This window comes from Amycolatopsis sp. WAC 01376 (assembly GCF_003947415.1).
In the GTDB taxonomy this organism is placed as follows: domain Bacteria; phylum Actinomycetota; class Actinomycetes; order Mycobacteriales; family Pseudonocardiaceae; genus Amycolatopsis.
In genome coordinates this window covers 314,917-332,195 of record NZ_QHKL01000008.1, presented here as the reverse complement: position 1 = coordinate 332,195, position 17,279 = coordinate 314,917, and the positions used below count along the sequence as shown (strand labels likewise).

At 67.6% G+C, this 17,279-nt stretch carries 13 protein-coding genes; 8 read left to right on the top strand and 5 right to left on the bottom strand.

Annotated features, from left to right (window positions below):
- Positions 1–5 precede the first annotated feature (5 nt).
- On the top strand, positions 6–1,088 hold the full coding sequence (locus DMH03_RS34755) for a MoxR family ATPase (protein WP_125796242.1): 1,083 nt from the start codon (positions 6–8) through the stop codon (positions 1,086–1,088).
- Position 1,089: 1 nt separating this feature from the next.
- Entirely contained in the window at positions 1,090–5,481 is a 4,392-nt protein-coding gene (gene fxsT, locus DMH03_RS34750) for an FxSxx-COOH system tetratricopeptide repeat protein (RefSeq protein WP_125796241.1), read from the top strand.
- Position 5,482: 1 nt separating this feature from the next.
- On the opposite strand, the gene DMH03_RS34745 is transcribed toward fxsT, so the two are convergent.
- From DMH03_RS34745 to DMH03_RS34735, 3 genes are read right to left on the bottom strand one after another with little or no spacing between them, the layout of a single operon-like run.
- Positions 5,483–7,300 (bottom strand): HEXXH motif domain-containing protein, encoded by a 1,818-nt coding sequence (locus tag DMH03_RS34745; RefSeq protein ID WP_125796240.1) that lies wholly within the window; start codon positions 7,298–7,300, stop codon positions 5,483–5,485.
- Positions 7,300–7,521, bottom strand: a complete 222-nt coding sequence (locus DMH03_RS34740) for a hypothetical protein (protein WP_125796239.1) — start codon at positions 7,519–7,521, stop codon at positions 7,300–7,302. Before DMH03_RS34740 ends, DMH03_RS34745 begins: the two co-directional genes overlap by 1 nt.
- A gap of 59 nt (positions 7,522–7,580) precedes the next feature.
- Positions 7,581–8,294 carry a Crp/Fnr family transcriptional regulator gene (locus DMH03_RS34735; protein WP_125796238.1) on the bottom strand — a complete coding sequence of 238 codons (714 nt, stop codon included), beginning with the start codon at positions 8,292–8,294 and terminating at the stop codon, positions 7,581–7,583.
- A gap of 201 nt (positions 8,295–8,495) precedes the next feature.
- On the opposite strand from DMH03_RS34735, the gene DMH03_RS34730 reads away from it, so the two are divergent.
- From DMH03_RS34730 to DMH03_RS34715, 4 genes are all read left to right on the top strand, one after another.
- Positions 8,496–8,909 (top strand): hypothetical protein, encoded by a 414-nt coding sequence (locus DMH03_RS34730; protein ID WP_125796237.1) that lies wholly within the window; start codon positions 8,496–8,498, stop codon positions 8,907–8,909.
- A gap of 412 nt (positions 8,910–9,321) precedes the next feature.
- Complete coding sequence (locus DMH03_RS34725; protein ID WP_125796236.1) at positions 9,322–11,853, top strand: phosphocholine-specific phospholipase C; 2,532 nt, start codon at positions 9,322–9,324, stop codon at positions 11,851–11,853.
- A 592-nt stretch (positions 11,854–12,445) separates the two neighbouring features.
- Positions 12,446–13,162 carry a hypothetical protein gene (locus DMH03_RS34720; RefSeq protein WP_125796235.1) on the top strand — a complete coding sequence of 239 codons (717 nt, stop codon included), beginning with the start codon at positions 12,446–12,448 and terminating at the stop codon, positions 13,160–13,162.
- Positions 13,153–13,527: a GntR family transcriptional regulator gene (locus DMH03_RS34715; protein ID WP_125796234.1), complete on the top strand. Its 375-nt coding sequence runs from the start codon at positions 13,153–13,155 to the stop codon at positions 13,525–13,527. The genes DMH03_RS34720 and DMH03_RS34715 overlap by 10 nt, the downstream gene beginning before the upstream one ends.
- Here the strand turns inward: DMH03_RS34715 and DMH03_RS34710 are convergent.
- On the bottom strand, positions 13,516–14,022 hold the full coding sequence (locus tag DMH03_RS34710) for a MarR family winged helix-turn-helix transcriptional regulator (RefSeq protein WP_125796233.1): 507 nt from the start codon (positions 14,020–14,022) through the stop codon (positions 13,516–13,518). The two genes, DMH03_RS34715 and DMH03_RS34710, sit on opposite strands and share 12 nt — an antisense overlap.
- Before the next feature lie 94 nt (positions 14,023–14,116).
- Between DMH03_RS34710 and DMH03_RS34705 the strand changes: the two genes are divergently transcribed.
- Entirely contained in the window at positions 14,117–15,007 is an 891-nt protein-coding gene (locus DMH03_RS34705) for an EamA family transporter (protein WP_125796232.1), read from the top strand.
- Here DMH03_RS34705 and DMH03_RS34700 read toward each other — a convergent pair.
- Positions 14,991–16,208, bottom strand: coding sequence for a cytochrome P450 (locus tag DMH03_RS34700; protein ID WP_125796231.1), 1,218 nt, complete (start codon positions 16,206–16,208; stop codon positions 14,991–14,993). The two genes, DMH03_RS34705 and DMH03_RS34700, sit on opposite strands and share 17 nt — an antisense overlap.
- 133 nt (positions 16,209–16,341) lie before the next feature.
- Between DMH03_RS34700 and DMH03_RS34695 the strand changes: the two genes are divergently transcribed.
- Positions 16,342–17,274 carry an ATP-binding cassette domain-containing protein gene (locus DMH03_RS34695; protein WP_125796230.1) on the top strand — a complete coding sequence of 311 codons (933 nt, stop codon included), beginning with the start codon at positions 16,342–16,344 and terminating at the stop codon, positions 17,272–17,274.
- Positions 17,275–17,279: the final 5 nt, after the last annotated feature.

Here is a 17,279-nt window from a genome sequence, read left to right as displayed (position 1 = left end):
CGCGGATGAGCGGGAACGATCAGGACGTGGCAGCGGACGGCCGGACGTCGCAGCTCGATGCACCCGATTGGTGGATTTATCGGGGCACCGGAAGGCCCATTCACGACATCGATCTCGCGCAATTGCTACCCGCGCCGCCGCCGTGGCGGTCGTATCGCGGGGATCCGCCACCGGAGCACGACGTGCCACCACCGGACGACGGTGAGGCGGAACGCCGGCTCGGCACCGCGTTCACGCTTTCGGAGCAAGATGTCGACGCGAGCGAACTGAACATGGTGAACGCCGCCCTCTATCTGCGGCGTCCCTTGCTGGTCACGGGGAATCCGGGAACGGGGAAGTCGAGCCTCGCCTATCGGATCGCCAGGGAATTGGGGCTCGGCAGGGTGCTGCGCTGGGCGATCACCAGCCATACCGCGCTGAGTTCCGGGCTGTACGGCTATGACGCGATCGGCCGGGTCCAGGCCGCGGCGACCAGCCAGGCACAGCGCGGTGGTGAGGCCGAGGAACCACCGATCGGTGATTTCGTGCGGCTCGGTGCGCTGGGCACCGCCTTCCTTCCCGGCAAACTGCCGCGGGTGCTGCTGATCGACGAGCTGGACAAATCCGAAGCGGACCTGCCCAACGATCTCCTGTCGATCTTCGAGGACGGCGAATTCTCCATCGAGGAATTGGCCCGCGTGCGCAACCGGCATCCCGAGGTCACCGTGCACACCGCGGATCCGCAGCGCACCGCCGTGGTCCGTGACGGCCGGATCGCTTGCCATGCTTTCCCGGTCGTCATCATGACCAGCAACGGGGAGCGGGAGTTCCCGCCGGCGTTCCTGCGTCGCTGTCTGCAGTTGCGGATCGAGAACCCGGATCACGACCAGCTCGCGGCGATCGTGGCGAGTCATCTGGTCGGTGAGAACGGAGAACACCGGGACAGGCTCATCCGCGAGTTCGCCGAACGGAGCAAGGCGGAAGGTGGTCTCCCGACCGACAGACTGCTCGACGCCGTTTATCTGGCGACGTCTGGCGCGTACCAGCCGGATCAGGAGGCTTGGCCGCGGCTGGTGGACGCCCTTTGGCAACGACTGACGGTGCGGTGACATGGACGGGCCGGGCGGTGTGTCCGACTCGCGTTCCGCCTCGGTGGCGGAGCAGCGGAAGGCCGGTCTGCCCCAGGGGGTCAGGCGGGTCGAATTCGAGGACCTGAACTGGACCGATGTCGCGGACATCGTGTGGCTGGCCGCGGCCATCACACCTCGGCGAGCCGACGACGGATCCGCTCCGCCCGAGGAACCGGAGCCGGAGCCCGAGCGCACGCGGATCCGCAACGCGCTCTCCGAACGCGGGGAGATCCCGGAACTTCCCGAGCACGGGTTGTCGCGGATCACCGACGTCCCGGTGCCGGACGAGGAAGCCGCCCCTTTGGTCGAGATCGAGGCAGTAGCCGGTGAGCTGCCCGAACCCGCGGTGGACGGCACGGGGCCCGGGGGAGTCGTGGTCCTCGAATCACTCGCGTACTTCCGCGCGCTGAGAACCTTGAAACGGGAGACGGTCTCGCGGCGACACAACAATGTGGTCCTGGACGAAGTGGCGACCGCCGTCCGGGCCGCGGAGACCGGACGGTGGTGGCCGGTCACCCGGTCGCGGAAAGAGCGCTGGCTGGATCTGACCCTCGTCCTCGACAACGGTCCGTCGATGGCCTTGTGGCGGCCGCGGGTGTCCGCCTTTGTCGAAGTACTCCGGCAAGTGGGTGCTTTCCGAACCATTCAGGTCCGGCTGTTGGAAACCGCGAAGGACAACGAGGAGGATTTCGTTCTTCGCGGTGGCACGCCGGGCGCATCCGCCCGCGACCCGAACGAGATCCTCGATTCGTCGGGACGGCGCGCGGTATTGCTGCTGACCGACGGTGTCGGGGACGCCTGGCAGAAGAAGGACGCGCTGTACCCCATCTTGGCGCGATGGGGACGGACGATGCCGGTGAGCATCGTGCATCTGCTCCCGCAGTGGCTGTGGGGCCGATGCGGGATGAACCCCCACAAGGCCCGGCTGAGAGTCCCGAACGCGTTGGCGCCCAACGGTCGTTGGGTGTGCGATCTCGCGGACGCCTGGCTCGAACCCGGCTCCGAGGTGCCCGATCACCTCGTCCCGGTACCGGTGCTCGAACTGCGTCCACGGTCGCTGGGCTGGTGGGCCGGACTGATGACCGGCGAAAACGCCGACGTCGTCGAAGGAACGGTCCTGTTCGCCTCGGAACGGATCTCCCAGTCCGATTCCCCCGACCGGCCGGTAACTTTGTCACCCGCCGAAAGAGTGCACAGATTCCGCAGTGTTGCGTCGCCGCCGGCGCTACGCTTGGCACAGTTACTCGCGGCGGTACCGGTCCGTCTCGACGTGGCGAAGCTGGTGGGACAGCGGTTCGTGCCGGAAGCGGGAGTGGAGCACCTCCTCGAACTTTTACTTTCGGGGATGATGTACGCTCCCGCACTCAGGGAGGGCAAGTCCACTTGGGACACAGACGGGGTCTTCGCTTTTCCCGAGGCAGTCCGGGAATTGCTGCTCAGCGGCGCGCGGCGGTCGGAAACGGCCAAGGTCGTCCGAGTGGCCGCCACTCATTTCGGTGACCGGATCAGGTTGCTCGGTCACCTCCGGGACGCCATCGCCGACCCGAACAGCACACCGGACCCAGACCTCACCCGCGAGTCCCCGGCCGATGTGGAGCTCGAAAGCGCGCTCATGCGCGCCCTTTCCGGACCCTATCTGTCCCGGGCCGACCGGCTGCAGAACGCGGTACGACACCAAGTCGTCGTCGCACCCCTACCTGGACCAATGAAAAAGACTGTGAGCCCAATAATGCCTGAGACGGTCGAACGTCCACCTGCCTCAACGTCAGTGTCACAGGGACGCTCGCCTTATCTCAGTGAGACCGAAGCGAACGAGCCGACGACCCGGATGGTGCATCCTTCGGCGTCGGAAACCTCCCGGCAGTTTCCCGACCGTCAGGCCGATGATCCGCCGCTGGTCTTCGGGAACGTCCCCCCGCGCAACCCGAACTTCACCGGTCGCGACGAATTGCTGGACCAGCTCACCAAGCGGTTGAGCAGTGGTACCACCGCCGTGCTCCCGTCTGCGTTGCACGGTCTCGGTGGTATCGGGAAGACCCAGATGGCCGCCGAGTACATCTATCGGCATCTGCAGGATTACGACCTCGTCTGGTGGATCGACGCCGCACACACCACTCAGATCCGCGCCGGTCTCACCGAACTCGCGGGGATCCTCGGTCTCCAAGGCGCGTCCGAGGCCAGTGTCGCGGTCCCGGCGGTCATCGAGGCGCTCCGGACCGGACGGCCGTTCCGCCGCTGGCTCCTGGTCTTCGACGCCGCGGAAAGCCCGGATACCGTGCTGCCGTTCTTTCCGCGCAACGGGCCCGGCGAAATCCTGATCACCTCGCGGAACTCCGATTGGGCGGGTATCGCGCGCCCGCTGGAGCTGGCGGTGTTCAAACGCGAGGAAAGCGTCGAACTGCTCGGACGCCGCGGCCCGGAGATCGACCCGGCCGACGCCGAGGAACTCGCCGAGAAGCTCGCCGACCTGCCCTTGGCCGTCGAGCAGGCGGCGGCCTGGCGCGCGGTGACCGGTATGCCGGTGCAGGAGTATTTGCGCCTGTTCGACGAGTCGGTCGAGGAAATCCTCGACACCGCCTCGGCGCCCGACAACGAGGTTTCCGTCGCAGCGGCGTGGAACGTTTCGTTCGAGGAGTTGAAGACTCGCAACCCGGCGGCTCACCAGATCCTCCACATCTGTGCTTTCTTCTCGCCGGAGCCCATTTCGCGTGACCTGCTCACCGGCGTCAACCGGGTGTCGATCTCCCCGGAACTCGATGCCGCGTTGCGCGACCCGATCAAGCTGGCCCGCGCGATCCGCGACATCAACCGGTACGGCCTCGCGAAGATCGACCACGGCAACAACACCCTGCAGCTGCACCGCCTTGTCCAGCTGGTCCTGCGCAATCGCGTGATGGCCCGGCAGGTCCACGCGCGAATGCAGCACGGTGCTCATCAGTTGCTCGCCGCGCTGGACCCGAACGACCCCGAGTCGAGCAGGCACTGGTCGCGCTACCGGGAATTGCTTCCGCACGCCTATGCGGCGAACGTCCTGGGCTGCGACGACGACTGGCCGCGTCAGCTCCACATCAACCTGATGCGCTACCTGTTCGAGTACGGCGACCACGAAGAAGCGGCCCGGCTCGGCATCGAAGCGCGGGAGCGGTTCACCAAGGTCCTCGGCCCCACCCACCCGCAGACACTCGAGGTCTCGTCGAGGCTGGGGCTCTATCTGTGGGCGATCGGCCGGTACTCCGATGCCGCGGAACTCAACCAGCGCACTCTCGCGCTACGCCTTCAGATATCCGGTGAAGAGAACGAGGAGACCTTCGCTCTCCAGCGCAACATCACGATCGACCTCCGGGCACAGGGCGACTTCGCGGCGGCGACGAAACTGAGCGAGGAGGTCTATCAGAAGGCCAAGCGGATGTTCGGTGAAGACGACCCGGAGACGCTTTACGCCGCATATCAGCATGCGATCAGCCTCCGGCTGGGCGGCGCCTACCGTGAGGCCTTGGAACTGGATCAGGACACCCTCCGGCGGCGGATCGAGGTCCTCGGCCGCGATCACGTCCGCACCTTCAGCGCCAACAGCGCGAGGAACGTGGACCTGCGCGAGGCGGGCGAATACGGCCAGGCTCGGATTCAGCAGGAGAGGCTCACGGAGAACTTCATCGCCCGCTTCGGTGCGGACCAGCTGGACTCGGCCGGCAACTCGCTCCTGCTTGCGGTGGCTCGGAGGAAGGACGGCGACCACCCAGGGGCGCTCAGCCTGTCCACAGAAGTTCTCAAGAGGTTCCGGCTCGCTTATGGCAACGACCACGGAACGACGATGGCCTCCGCGCTGGCCCATTCGATCGATCTTCGTCACTCGGGTGATCTGGCCGCGGCGAGGAAACTCGGTGAGGAGACCTTCGAGCGCTACCGGCGCGGTCTTGGCGAGCATCACCCGCATACCCTCGCGGCCAACGCCGACCTCGCGGTGACCCTGCGGCTGCAGGGCGACCCCGTCGCCGCCCGCGTCCTTAACGAGCGCGCCCTCGAGCAGTTCCGTGCCACCATCGGCCCGGACCATCCCTATGCCATCATCGCCACGATCAACCTGGCGAGTGATCTGTCGGCGCTGGGCGAACTCGACAGGGTGGTCGAGCTGGGACGAGACGCGGTCGAGCGCGGCACACAGGTGCTCGGCGAGGAGCACCCAACCGTCCTGGCGGCGTCCTTCAACCTCGGATTGGATCTCGCCGCGCTCGGCCGGACGGAAGAAGCCGCACCGTTGCGTGACCCGATCCTGGCGCAGTATCGCCGGATCTTGGGTGAGGCCCACCCGGGAACGCAGGCGGCCGGTCGCGGTGCCCGTGCCAACTGTGACATCGACCCGATCCTGATGTGACTCAGCCCGGTACGAGTTGCCCGATCCAGGCGGCGAGCTGTTCCACGGTCGGCGGCCGGGGACCGGATCGCAGGCTTCGATGGACCGCGCGGACGAGTTCGGGACAGTGCAGCAAGGCGCGGGCGGCGGGATGCGGGCCTCGTGCGGACAGTGCGAGGCCTAGCCCGACCAACGAGGTGGGCCGGTCCGGATCCGCGGCGAGCTCCCGCCGATAGCCCTGGACGGCTGGCAGGAGATCACCTGCGGTGTATGCGTAGTCCGCGGCGGTGGCGCCGGGCACCGTCGGTACTCGTCCGTCCGTCGGCAGCGCCGCGCCGCCGACGGTGAGCCGGATCAGGTCCGTTCTGGCGTTGGACCAGCCTCCGTCCGGCACCGGCGTCGGGGGAAGGTCGGTCGCGTCGAAGGTGGCGGGCGGCCTGGGTCTCCCGCTGAGCCACGCGGCCGCCACTTCGGCGACCACGGCGGGGGCCGGACGTAGGTGACGGGCGCGCCATCCCGCGAGGTGATCGCCGCGGACGGCCGTGGCGAGCTCGCTCGCTTCCGCCGATACGGGCTCGTCCTGCCAGGGCCCGAGGCAATCGGCAATGTTGTCGAGGAAGCGGCGCCCGGCGTCGGTCAGGGTCGCGTCCGCGCGCAGCACCTGCAGGGTGCGCCAGGTCTGCGCACGCCAGTACGCGAATTCGAACTCGGAGCGCCGCGGGTTCTGCCCGGCACCAGCCAGTGCGCGCCAGAAGGCCGCGACCCCGAAAAAGGCGTAGACCCCTTGCAGTGCGCCGCTCAAGGGGCGCGGATCATCCCGCCAGGCCACGTAGATCCGCTCCCGTGGGTCGGGCTCGTACAGTTCGACGAGGTGCAACAGGCCGCCGAGCACGATGTGCTGGAATTCGTGGATCAGCGTTTCGGCCAGGGACGCGCCGTCGGTCGGCAGTCCGAGGACCGCGCTGCCGAAAGCTTCCCCGGTCGACGCGCTCGGATTCCGGAAGAGCACCTGGGGTTTCGGAACCAGTGACGCCAATCCCACCGGCATGACGCGGGCTAAACCGGGCAGATGGGTGGCGACCAGACGGCAGGCTTCGTCGATGAGCCGTTGCCAATCGGCCAAGTCCTTGCCTGGCAGCCGTTCCGGCGGGATCGGTTCGTAGAGCCCGCGATAGGGATCGAGGTCGTCCAGCCGTAACGAGAACCGGTGCGCGCCGACCTGACTCCGTACCCGCCGGATTCCCCACCAGCCGTCCGCATCGGCCTCGGGCATGTCCGGCAAGTGCACCGTCGCGTCGGCGCTCGACACGGAGTACCGGCCGTTCACGCCGCGCACGACAGCCGAAGTGAACGTCCCTTCGCCGGGAAACCTGGCCATGCCGAGTGAAGGGAGCATGACATCCCCGTGCCAGGCGGGAACGACGGTTTCGAAGTCGAGTTCCGCCCGGATCGCCGCGGCCGCGGCGATCGCGTGTGCGTGCCCCAGGTGCATCCACAAAGGACCGACGCCGTCGATTCCGTTGCGCAGAAGCCGGGTCGTATAGCCTGCCCAGCTGCCGGTGTACGGATTGGTGAGCATCCTGTTCACGGAGCGGGGTGCTCGTGCTTCGGCACGTGCGAGGAGCTCCCAGGCGGAATCCAGCGGTGGCAACGGTCCCGAATGATCCGGTATCTTCGTGGCTTCGGTCAGCAACGAGTGGATCAACAGTTTGCGCCGGCTCCGCTCGGCTCGGCGCAGACGGCGAGCCATGTCCTCGTCACCGTCGAGACGTGCGAGCGCGTCGAAGTCTCGCCATGACAACCGGTGGAACGCGGGACGAGAGCCGGCTGATGGCGGCATCAGTCGATCCGCTCGCCGCCCCCGGCGCCGCCGTTATCGCTTCTGTAGCGTGCGCGGACATGGGTGGTGCGTTCGACGACATGGCGCGCTGATCGCCGGAAGGCTTCACCGTCCAGGTCTCGTAACGCGGAGAACGAGACCGCGTCGAGATCGATCAACGCCGATTCGATGTCCGGTTCGGTGCTTGCCGAGAAAGAACTCATCGTGCCGATTCCCTCCACCCCGTGAAACGGTTGCGAGAGTTGAACCTCGACAAGGATAGCCGAGATTTCGGGTTCGCTCAGGCCTCATCCGCAGGTGGTGGCCGTCCGGCGGCCAATTCCCGTAGTGCGCGAGGGCGGGTGATGGTGACGCGCTGGCGCGCGGTGCGCACCACCCCCAGCCGCCGGAGTTCTTCGAGACCCCGGATCAGGGTGCTGCGCGAGACCCGCGCGAAACCCGCCAATTCCCCTTGATTGAAGCGAAGATCGACCTGCTTCCCGTCCGTCCAGTCGACTGAGTGCTGCAGCGCCAGTTCCAGGAGGACCGCGGCGAGGCGTTGCGGGAAGTCCGGTCCGCCGGACTCGAGACGGAGCCTGTCGGACTGCTGCAGCCTGATCGCCGCGTTACGGAACATTTCCTCCGCGATCCGCGGCTGTGCGCGCAGCACGCCGAGGAACTTCTCCCTCGGCACGACGAGTGTGTGCACCTCGTCTATCGCCGACATCGTGGCGGACCGGGGGAGTCCGCTGATCGGGGCCAGCTCGCCCACGATTTCCGCGGGTCCGCGGGCGGCGAGCGGGGCGTCCTCGCCGCGGTAGTTGGTGGCGCTGATCTTCACCCAGCCGTGCAGGACGACGAACATACTCGTGGGTGGACTGCCCTGGAGGGCGAGGATCTGGCCCGGCCGCCACACTTTCAGGTGGCCCGCGCGCCGGAGGGCGGACTGCTCCGCCGGGGTCAGCCGTCGCCAGGTTCCGAGCCCCCCGTGCTCATCCGCGGCGGAACCGGTCATCCTGGCCCACCGGTTCCCCGGAAGTCGGACTCGCGCCGTTTTCTTTCGCGCTGTGTTCCATTTGACGCATCAGCCGCTCCCCCGACTCGCCAGCATGGTCAGTGGGCAGAAAGACCCGGAAGTTTCGAACCGCAACCGGTAATTGTGCCAGGCAAGAGGTGACTTCACCAGGCCTCGGGCCGGCGACGGGGGAGGGGCATCATGCGCAGTGCCGAAAGTGTCATGGGGCGGCCGAAGGATCACCGCCACCTGCCTGCCGAGGAGAATCCGCGGACGCCCAAGGCGTTCGGCCGAAGACCGGCCTTCTTCGCGCCGCATCCGCCGCTGATGTCCGGCGGGTGGTATCAGGGCGCCGATCACGAGGTTCTCGGGCCGGGGAGATACCCGGTTCCTCGTCCGCCTGCCAAATCGGTGAAGGCGGCGTTGTTGTGGGCTCTCTTCCTGGGACCGTTGGGATTTTGTTATGTGTCGCCCGTCGGCGGGCTCATCGCGACGGCGGTTTCGGTCACGGCGATCACTTTCGGGGGCGCCCCGTTGGTGGCCGTGATCTGGCCGGTCGTCATGGTGCTTTCGCTGGTGACCTTGTCCCGGCGGTCAGGTGACGACACGAGATGACGTCCGGCCGGTTACGGCCGGGTGAACCGGGTGGGGGCCGCTCAAGGGGGGCGGCCCCCACCACGGGTCATTCGCGAAGGGGAGGTTTCCGATCCTGCCCGATGCGGGCGCCTTGCGAGGCGACGCGCCAGGTTTGGTCAGCCGGCGGTCGCTCTATTGAGGGATAGGGCAAAGGTGCCGAGCCGGGTGGTGGGTCCGTGAGGGCCTCCTTGCCTACCTTGAAGGTAGGGAAGGGGGCCTTCACGGATTGAAGCACCATCCGAAAGTCGCGTCCTGTTGCTCCGATCATGCAGCCCCGGGGCGGAACCCTTGAACCCATCCGGCACCTATGCTTCTATCTGCTCGATAGTCGCAGCAAAGGTGCAGTTTCGAGCACCTTCGAACGGGTTCAACGCAATTCCTGGAGGGCTCCGTGCGCCGTCGTACCCTGCTGAAGGCCGCTGGTGCGGCATCCGCCTTCACGTTGCTCCCGGCGAGCGTCCGGGAGGCGCTCGCCGCCGAAGCGCCGACGGGTGGACTCGACGTCATCGAGCACGTCGTGGTGTTCATGCAGGAGAACCGGTCGTTCGACCACTATCTGGGGACGCTGCGCGGCGTGCGGGGCTTCAATGATCCGGCCGCGATCAAGCTGCCTTCGGGTGCTTCGGTGTTCCAGCAGCCCGACGGCGCGGGCACCTTGCTGCCGTATGCGATCGACGACCAGTTCATGGCCGACGTCGACCACAGCTGGTCCGGCGGGCATCGGGCGTGGAACAAAGGCCGGCACGACGCGTGGCGCGCGGCCAAGGGTGTCCGTTCGTTGACCTATCACACGCGTTCGGCGCTGCGGTTCTATCACGAGCTGGCCGACGCCTTCACCGTCTGCGATGCCTACCACTGCTCGGAAATGGGGCCCACCAACCCGAACCGGATGTACCTGTTCACCGGCAAACTCGGTTTCGAACCGGACGGGACCACGCGCGCCATCGGCAACAACGCCTGGCAGAACCCCGGGCACACCGGCTACATCTGGAAGACCTACGCCGAGCGTCTCCAGACCGCGGGCCGCAGCTGGCGCGTGTATCAGGAATGGGACAATTACGGCGACAATTCGCTCGACTATTTCAGCAGCTTCCTGGCCGTCGGTAGCAAGGCGCTGTCGAAGGTGAAGGACTCCGCCGGAAAAGCCTTCCCGAAGCTGGAGTACTTCTACTACGCACTGGATTCGGCTTCGGCCGCCGAACGGACCCGGCTGCTCGACGGGCTGGCCGCCGGCGTGGCGACCCTGACCGCGGCCGAGCGGACCCTGTACGACCGCGGGCTGGCCAGGGTCGCGCCTGAGCAGTTGCCGAGTGCCTTCAAGGCCGATGTCGACGCGGGCAGGCTGCCGTCGGTGTCGTGGATCGTCGCGCCGGAATCGCAGACCGAACATCCCGCGTGGGGGCCCAATACCGGGGCCGATCTGGTCAAGTCGATCCTCGACACGATCGCCTCCAAACCCGAGGTGTGGAACAAGACGCTGTTCCTGCTGACCTACGACGAAGACGGCGGCTTCTTCGATCACATGCCGCCGCCCGCGCCGCCCGCCTCCGACGCGGAGGGCAAGAGTTCCGTGGCCACGACCGACGAATTCGTTTCCGGTGAGCCGATCGGGCTGGGCGTGCGGGTGCCGATGTTCGTCATCTCGCCGTGGAGCCGCGGTGGGAAGGTGTGCTCGGAGGTCTTCGACCACACCTCGGTGCTGCGGTTCCTGGAACAGTGGTGTGGCGTCGCCGAACCGAACATCTCGCCGTGGCGGCGCGCCGTCTGCGGCGATCTGACGTCGGCGCTGGACACCACGGCGCCGAGCGCGACCTATCCGGCGCTGGCCAAACCGGTGCCGACGAGCGGGCCGTGGAACACCCAGCCGCAACCGCCTTCCGTGCAGAAACTCCCCGTGTCGGAGACGGGGGTTCGCCCGGCGAGGCCGTTGCCTTATCAGCTCGCGGCTTCGGGGCGAGTGACAGCCGAACGGTTCTGGATCGACTTCGCCAACACCGGAGCGGCGGGCGCGCATTTCTACGTGTACGCCAACGCGCACCGGACCGACGGGCCGTGGCGCTACACCGTCGGCGCGAACGCGACGCTCTCGGACTATTGGCAGGTAGGTTCCCCGGACGGCGCGTACGACCTCACTGCGCACGGCCCCAACGGTTTCGTGCGGCGGTTCGCGGGCAACCGGGTCACCGCGACCACCGGCGGGAAACCGAATCCGGAAGTCGTGCTGCGACAGGGTTCCGGCGTCGTGTACCTGAAGATGACGAACGCGGGTGCCGCGTGCGAGCTCACTGTGCGCACCGGCAACCGAGGCGGCGGACCGTGGACGTACTCGGTCGCGTCCGGCGCGACGGTCGAGGATTGGTTCAGCACCGAAGGCGGCATGAGTGGCTGGTACGACCTGACCGTTCAGGGGCCGGATGGCTTCCTTCGCCGCTTCGCGGGCCATGCCGAGACCGGCGCCGAAGCCATCAGCGACCCGGTCATGGGCTCCGGGCCGCTCGCCGCCACTGTTCGCTCGGCCGACAGCCAGGAGACCGTGGGCGAGTCCGGTGCCGCCACGAACGCCGTCGACGGTGATCCCGCCACCCATTGGCACACCAAATGGTCCGGCGGGGAAGACCCGCTGCCGCACGAACTGCACCTCGATCTGGGCGCCACCCGCACCGTCACAGGCCTGGCGTACTTGCCGCGCCAGGACGGTTCGGACCATGGCCGTGTCGGCGGCTACGAGATTTACTTGAGCACGGACGGTTCTGGGTGGGGAAGTCCTGTCGCCACCGGCACTTTCGCCGACGACGCGGTCCGGAAGACCCTTCGGTTCTGGCCGGCCCGGGCCCGCTATGTGCGATTCCGCGCCCTGACCGAAGCCGGCGGCCGCGGCCCGTGGACGTCGGCGGCGGAAGTCACCCCACTCGGCTGGACGTGAAGGCCTCCTTGCCTACTCTGAGGGTCCGGCTCCGCCGCAATAGCGGGGCAAGGCGGACGTGTTGTGGTGGACCCGACAGGAGCGGGCTCACGCAAGGAGCCTCACCCGGCTCTTGACTGTCCACAAGGGACACTTTACGAGACGGATGTGCCCGATTTGGGTGACTTGCACGGTTTCACGAGGGGGTCGTGAGTGATTTTTGTTGTTCTAGCCCTCATTGCCACTCACGACCCCCCGCAGAAATGCACATAGCGGCATCAATCGGACACCCAATCGCCCGGCGGTGTCCCTTGTGGACACTGAAGCCCCGTCTGCGCCCAGAATCAGGCCTGTCCCGCCTTGGCTCGCCCACTCGCGTGGTCAGGGCCGGGGCTCGCGTGTCCAGACGGACATCACGCGGCGGCACCCGCTCGCGGGCGAGTTCGCCGCCCAATCACGCGAGTTCGCCTTCCGGTCACGTGTGTGACGTGCGGGATCACGCGTCGCCCGAGTGCATGAAGGGAGCCCTTCGCTGCCCGCCTGGTACGCCGATCCGGTGGGAGGTCGCGCGGTCTTGTATCGTGTGCTTGATACAAGACCGAGGAGGTCGATCGTGCCGTTCGACAACGTGCCGGCCGTGGCCCTGATCATGGGCCTGTTCGGGCTGGTGATCCTGGTTTTGCTGTGGCCGGGCGAAAAGCAGGGAACGAAGGTGCTGCGACGGTGGGGTGTCGACGATCCTTCGCCGTCCGAAGTCGCCGAAGCCGTGCGCTACCTGCGCCGGCGCCGGTTCTGGTATCCGTGGCTGTTCCTCGGGTTGCCGGTGCTGGCCGATCTCGCCGGGATCCGGGGCGACAGCACGTCTGTCTTCCTGGCCACGCTGCTCATCGGCGCGTTGATCGCGGAGGTTCTGGCGCAACGACCGCAAAAGCGGGCGCGCCGCGAGGCCGGGTTGGAACGGCGTGCCGTGCGCGGGCTCGTTCCCGACTGGGGGCTGGCCCTTTACACGGTGATCGTCGTGGCCGCGGTGGTCTGGCTCGTGGTCCATCGCTGGTGGACGTTGCTCGGGGTGGCCGCGGCCGTTTCCGCGGTGACGTGGCTGATCATCCTGCTCGCCGTGCGCCGACCGTCCACAGGGGACAGTGCGGCGGACGGCGCGCTGCGCGTCCGTAGTGCGCGGGTGGCCGCGGGGCTCGGGCTCGCCGCCACGGTGACGCTCGCGATCCCGGAGGTGACGAATCTGGTTTCGTGGATCTTGGTCGTCGCCGGGCTCGCCGGCTGGTACCACCTCGCCCACCGCTCACGCGCGGAAGTCGTCCGGTGTCGTTGAAGGTCGTCGTCGACACGGACCTCGGCATCGCGCCGTGGCGGCAGGTCCGGGATCAGCTCGTCCATTTGATCACCACCGGCGCGCTGGCCCCGGGCACCCGATTGCCGCCCATCCGGCAACTCGCCAGGGATCTGGCACTGGCCTCGGGCACGGTGGCGCGGGCCTACCGGGAGCTGGAAGAGAACGGCTGGGTGTACACCGCGCGTGCCAAGGGGACGGTCGTCGCCGAAAGCGCCGACCGCCCGGAAAAAGCAGCGCTCCTCAAGGCGGCGGCGGACGAATACGCCCGCGCCGCAAGGGAACTCGGCGTCGAGCCCGGCGACGCGCTGGACGCCGTTGCCGCCGCGCTCGAATCACTCGAGTGACGTGTCGCCGAAGTGTTCGAGCAGCAGCCGTAGGCCGCCGATCAGTTCGGCCCATTGCGCCGGTTTCAGTTCGGGGAGAAGGCGGGCCTCGTTCTCCAGGTGGAGCTCGAAAACCTCGTCCACGACCTGACGTCCCTTGCCGGTCAGCCGGATCTTGACCGAACGGCGGTCTTCGCTGTCGCGTACCCGCTCGACCAGGCCCTTGGTCTCCATGCGGTCGATGCGGTTCGTGATCGCCCCCGACGTGACCATCGCGGCTTTGAGCAGCGCGCCCGGCGTCAGGCCGTCGGCGTCCCCGGAGCGGCGGAGCGTGGTGAGCACGTCGAACTCCCACGATTCCAGGTCGTGCGCGGCGTTGAACTCCTTGAGCTTCCGGTCGAGGATCCGCGAAAGCCGCTGGACGCGCCCGATCACCTCGGCGGGCCAGAGCTTGTCTTCGAGGTCCGGCCGCTCGTGTCGCCAAAGCCCGATCACCGCGTCCACCGCGTCGGCCACGATGCGCCTCCAATCATCTCAACATTAAGAGACTTGACATTGACAGAAGTCGCTGTTGTTATCTCAACGTTGAGATTATCAGTGAGGAGACATCATGGCGATCACCGTCGAGCGGCCCGTGACGGCAACCGCGAAACCGAGGCTCACGGACGTCGGACTGGCCGCGCTGGCACCGGCCAGCTGGGGCACCGTCTACGTCGTCACCGCGACCCTGCTGCCACCGGACCGGCCACTGCTGGCCGCCGCGCTGCGGGCGCTCCCGGCCGGGCTGCTCCTCCTGGCACTGACCCGGCGGCTCCCGCACGGGTCGTGGTGGTGGAAGACGGCGGTGCTCGGGATGCTCAACTTCGGCGCCTTCCTGCCGTTGATCTTCCTTGCCGCGTACCGCCTTCCCGGCGGCGTCGCCGCGACCCTCGGCGCCCTGCAACCACTGCTGGTGGCGTTGCTCGCGCTGCCGATCCTCCGGGTCCGGACACCGGCGCCGATCGTGCTCGCCGCGATCGTCGGCGCCGGTGGTGTCGCCCTGCTGACCCTTTCGGCGGAAGCCCGCCTCGACCCGCTCGGCCTGGCCGCGATGCTCGCTGCCGTCGCGCTCATGGCCGTTTCCTTGCTCCTGACCAAGAAATGGGGCCGGCCCGGGCATCCGCTGGCGATGACGGGCTGGCAGCTCACCTTGGGCGGCGTCGTCCTCGCCCCGGCGACGCTCCTGTTCGAAGGTCTCCCGGATTCGCTGACGACCGCGAACCTGCTCGGCTACGGCTACATCGGCATCGTCACCACCGCGGTGGCCTATCCGCTGTGGTTCCGCGGCATCGACCGCCTCGCCCCGACGTCGGTCTCCCTGCTGACGCTGACCAACCCCCTCGTCGCCACGGCCGCCGGTTTCCTGGTGCTCGGCCAGACCCTGACCGGCTGGCAGCTCACCGGATTCGCCGTCGCCCTCACCGCTTTGACGCTCAGCCAAACCCTCAAGACTCCCAGGTGACCGGCAGCTCGTGGACACCGTAGATGTTCATGTCGGTCTTGAGCTTGACCTCGCCGGCGGGGACGGCGAGCGCGAGAGTCGGGAAGCGGCGCAGCAATCCCTCGAAGCCCGCGCGCATCTCGATCCGCGCCAGCTGCTGGCCGAGGCACTGGTGGATGCCGTGCCCGAAGGACAACAGGCCGCGGGCGTTGCGGTGCAGGTCCAAGGCGTCGGGGTTTTCGAACCGCCGCGGATCACGGTTGGCGGCCAGCAGCGAGATGATGACGGTCGATCCCGCGCGGATCGTTTCGCCGCCGAGTTCCAGGTCTTCGGTGGCGTAGCGGAAGAAGATGTCGGCGACGGACAGATAGCGAAGCAGCTCCTCGACCGCGCTGGGCAGCAGCTCCGCGTCGGCGCGAAGTTCGGCCAGCTGTTCGGGGTGCTCCAGCAGCGCGAAAGTACCCAGCGACAGCATGTTCGCGGTGGTCTCGTGGCCCGCGAGCAGCAGTAGGAAAGCGGCTCCCGCGAGCTCCTCGATGGTGAGGTCTTCGTGGCGGCCCAGATCAGAGAGGATGTCGTCGCCGGGCGTCTCGCGTTTGCGCGTGACGAGTTCGGTGAGGAAGGTGTTCATCCCGATGAACGCGGCCATCTTCTCTTCCAGCGTCTGGTCCCTGACCATGAGCTGGGCCGAGCTGGCCTGGAACTTCTCCCGGTCCTCATAAGGGACGCCGAGCAGTTCGCAGATCACCAGCGACGGCACCGGCAGCGCGAACTCCTTGACCAGGTCGACCGGCGGGACCAGCGCGGCCATCGCGTCCAGGTGCCGTTCGGTGATCTCGACGATGTGGTCTTCGAGCTGCTTCATCCGTTTGACGGTGAAAGCGCCGGTGAGCCGCTTGCGCAACCGGCCGTGGTCCGGCGGGTCCATGGCGACGAACATGCCCGGCATCGGCGGGGAGGGCTCGGTCGGGGTGGGCATCCCCGGGGTCTCGTACGGCGCGTGGAGGATGCCGATGTCCTGGCGCGAGCTGAACCGGGTGTCGGCCATCAGCTGCCGGGCCTCGTCGTAGCCGGTGACGAGCCAGCCCTCGTGGCCGTCGGGGAAGACCATGGGACTCACCGGGCGGGCCTCGCGCAGCCGGGTGATCTCGCTGGGTGGGTCGAAGGGGCCCGCGTCGCGGTCCATCGGGAGGCCCTGCGGGATGGGAACCGTCTGAGTCATCGCTTCGCCTTTCGTGGTGGTTGTGACGACCACTCTCACCGCGCGGCCTGACATCGGGCTGACACGGCACTGACACCACCCGTGTCAGCGGCGTGGCGGGGGCGTGTCAGCGCGGCCGCCCAAAGTGGTGACCATGAACGACACAGCGATCGCGGTCTCCGGACTGCGGAAGACCTTCGGCGACAAGGTCGTACTCGAAGGTATAGACCTTGAGGTCCCCGCCGGCACCATTTTCTCCCTGCTCGGACCGAATGGGGCGGGGAAGACGACGACGGTGAACCTGCTGACCACCTTGATGAAGGCCGACGGCGGGACGGCGAAGGTCGCCGGCCACGACATCGTCACCGAAGCCAAGGCGGTGCGCGCGGCGATCGGGGTCACCGGCCAGTTCGCCGCGGTGGACGAACTGCTGACGGGCCAGGAGAACCTCCAGCTGATGGTGGACCTGAGCAGGGGCACCGCCGGCAAGCGGGTCGTCGGCGACCTGCTGGAACGCTTCGACCTGGTGGAATCGGCACGGAAACCGGCGTCGACCTACTCCGGCGGCATGCGCCGGAAACTGGATCTGGCGATGACGCTCGTCGGCGATCCGCGGATCATCTTCCTCGACGAGCCCACCACGGGGCTGGACCCGCGCAGCCGTCGCACGATGTGGTCGATCATCCGCGAGCTGGTGGCGGGCGGCGTGACCGTCTTCCTCACCACCCAGTACCTCGAGGAAGCCGATCAGCTCGCCGACCGGATCGCGGTCCTCGACCAGGGCCGCCTGGTCGCCGACGGCACTCCCGGCGAACTCAAGCGGCAGATGCCCGGCACGCATGTCCGGCTCCGGTTCACCACCGTCGCCGAACTCGACGCGGCGGCGCGGATCTTCCCCGGGGCCACCCGGGACGACGAGGCGCTCGCGCTGCGGGTCCCCAGCGACGGCGGGACGAAATCCCTGCGCTCGCTGCTGGACCGGCTCGACGAGTACGCGGTCAGCGCCGAAGAGTTCTCCGTCCACACCCCTGATCTCGATGACGTTTTTCTCGCCCTGACGGGCCACAACACGGAGGCAGTGCAGTGAAATCC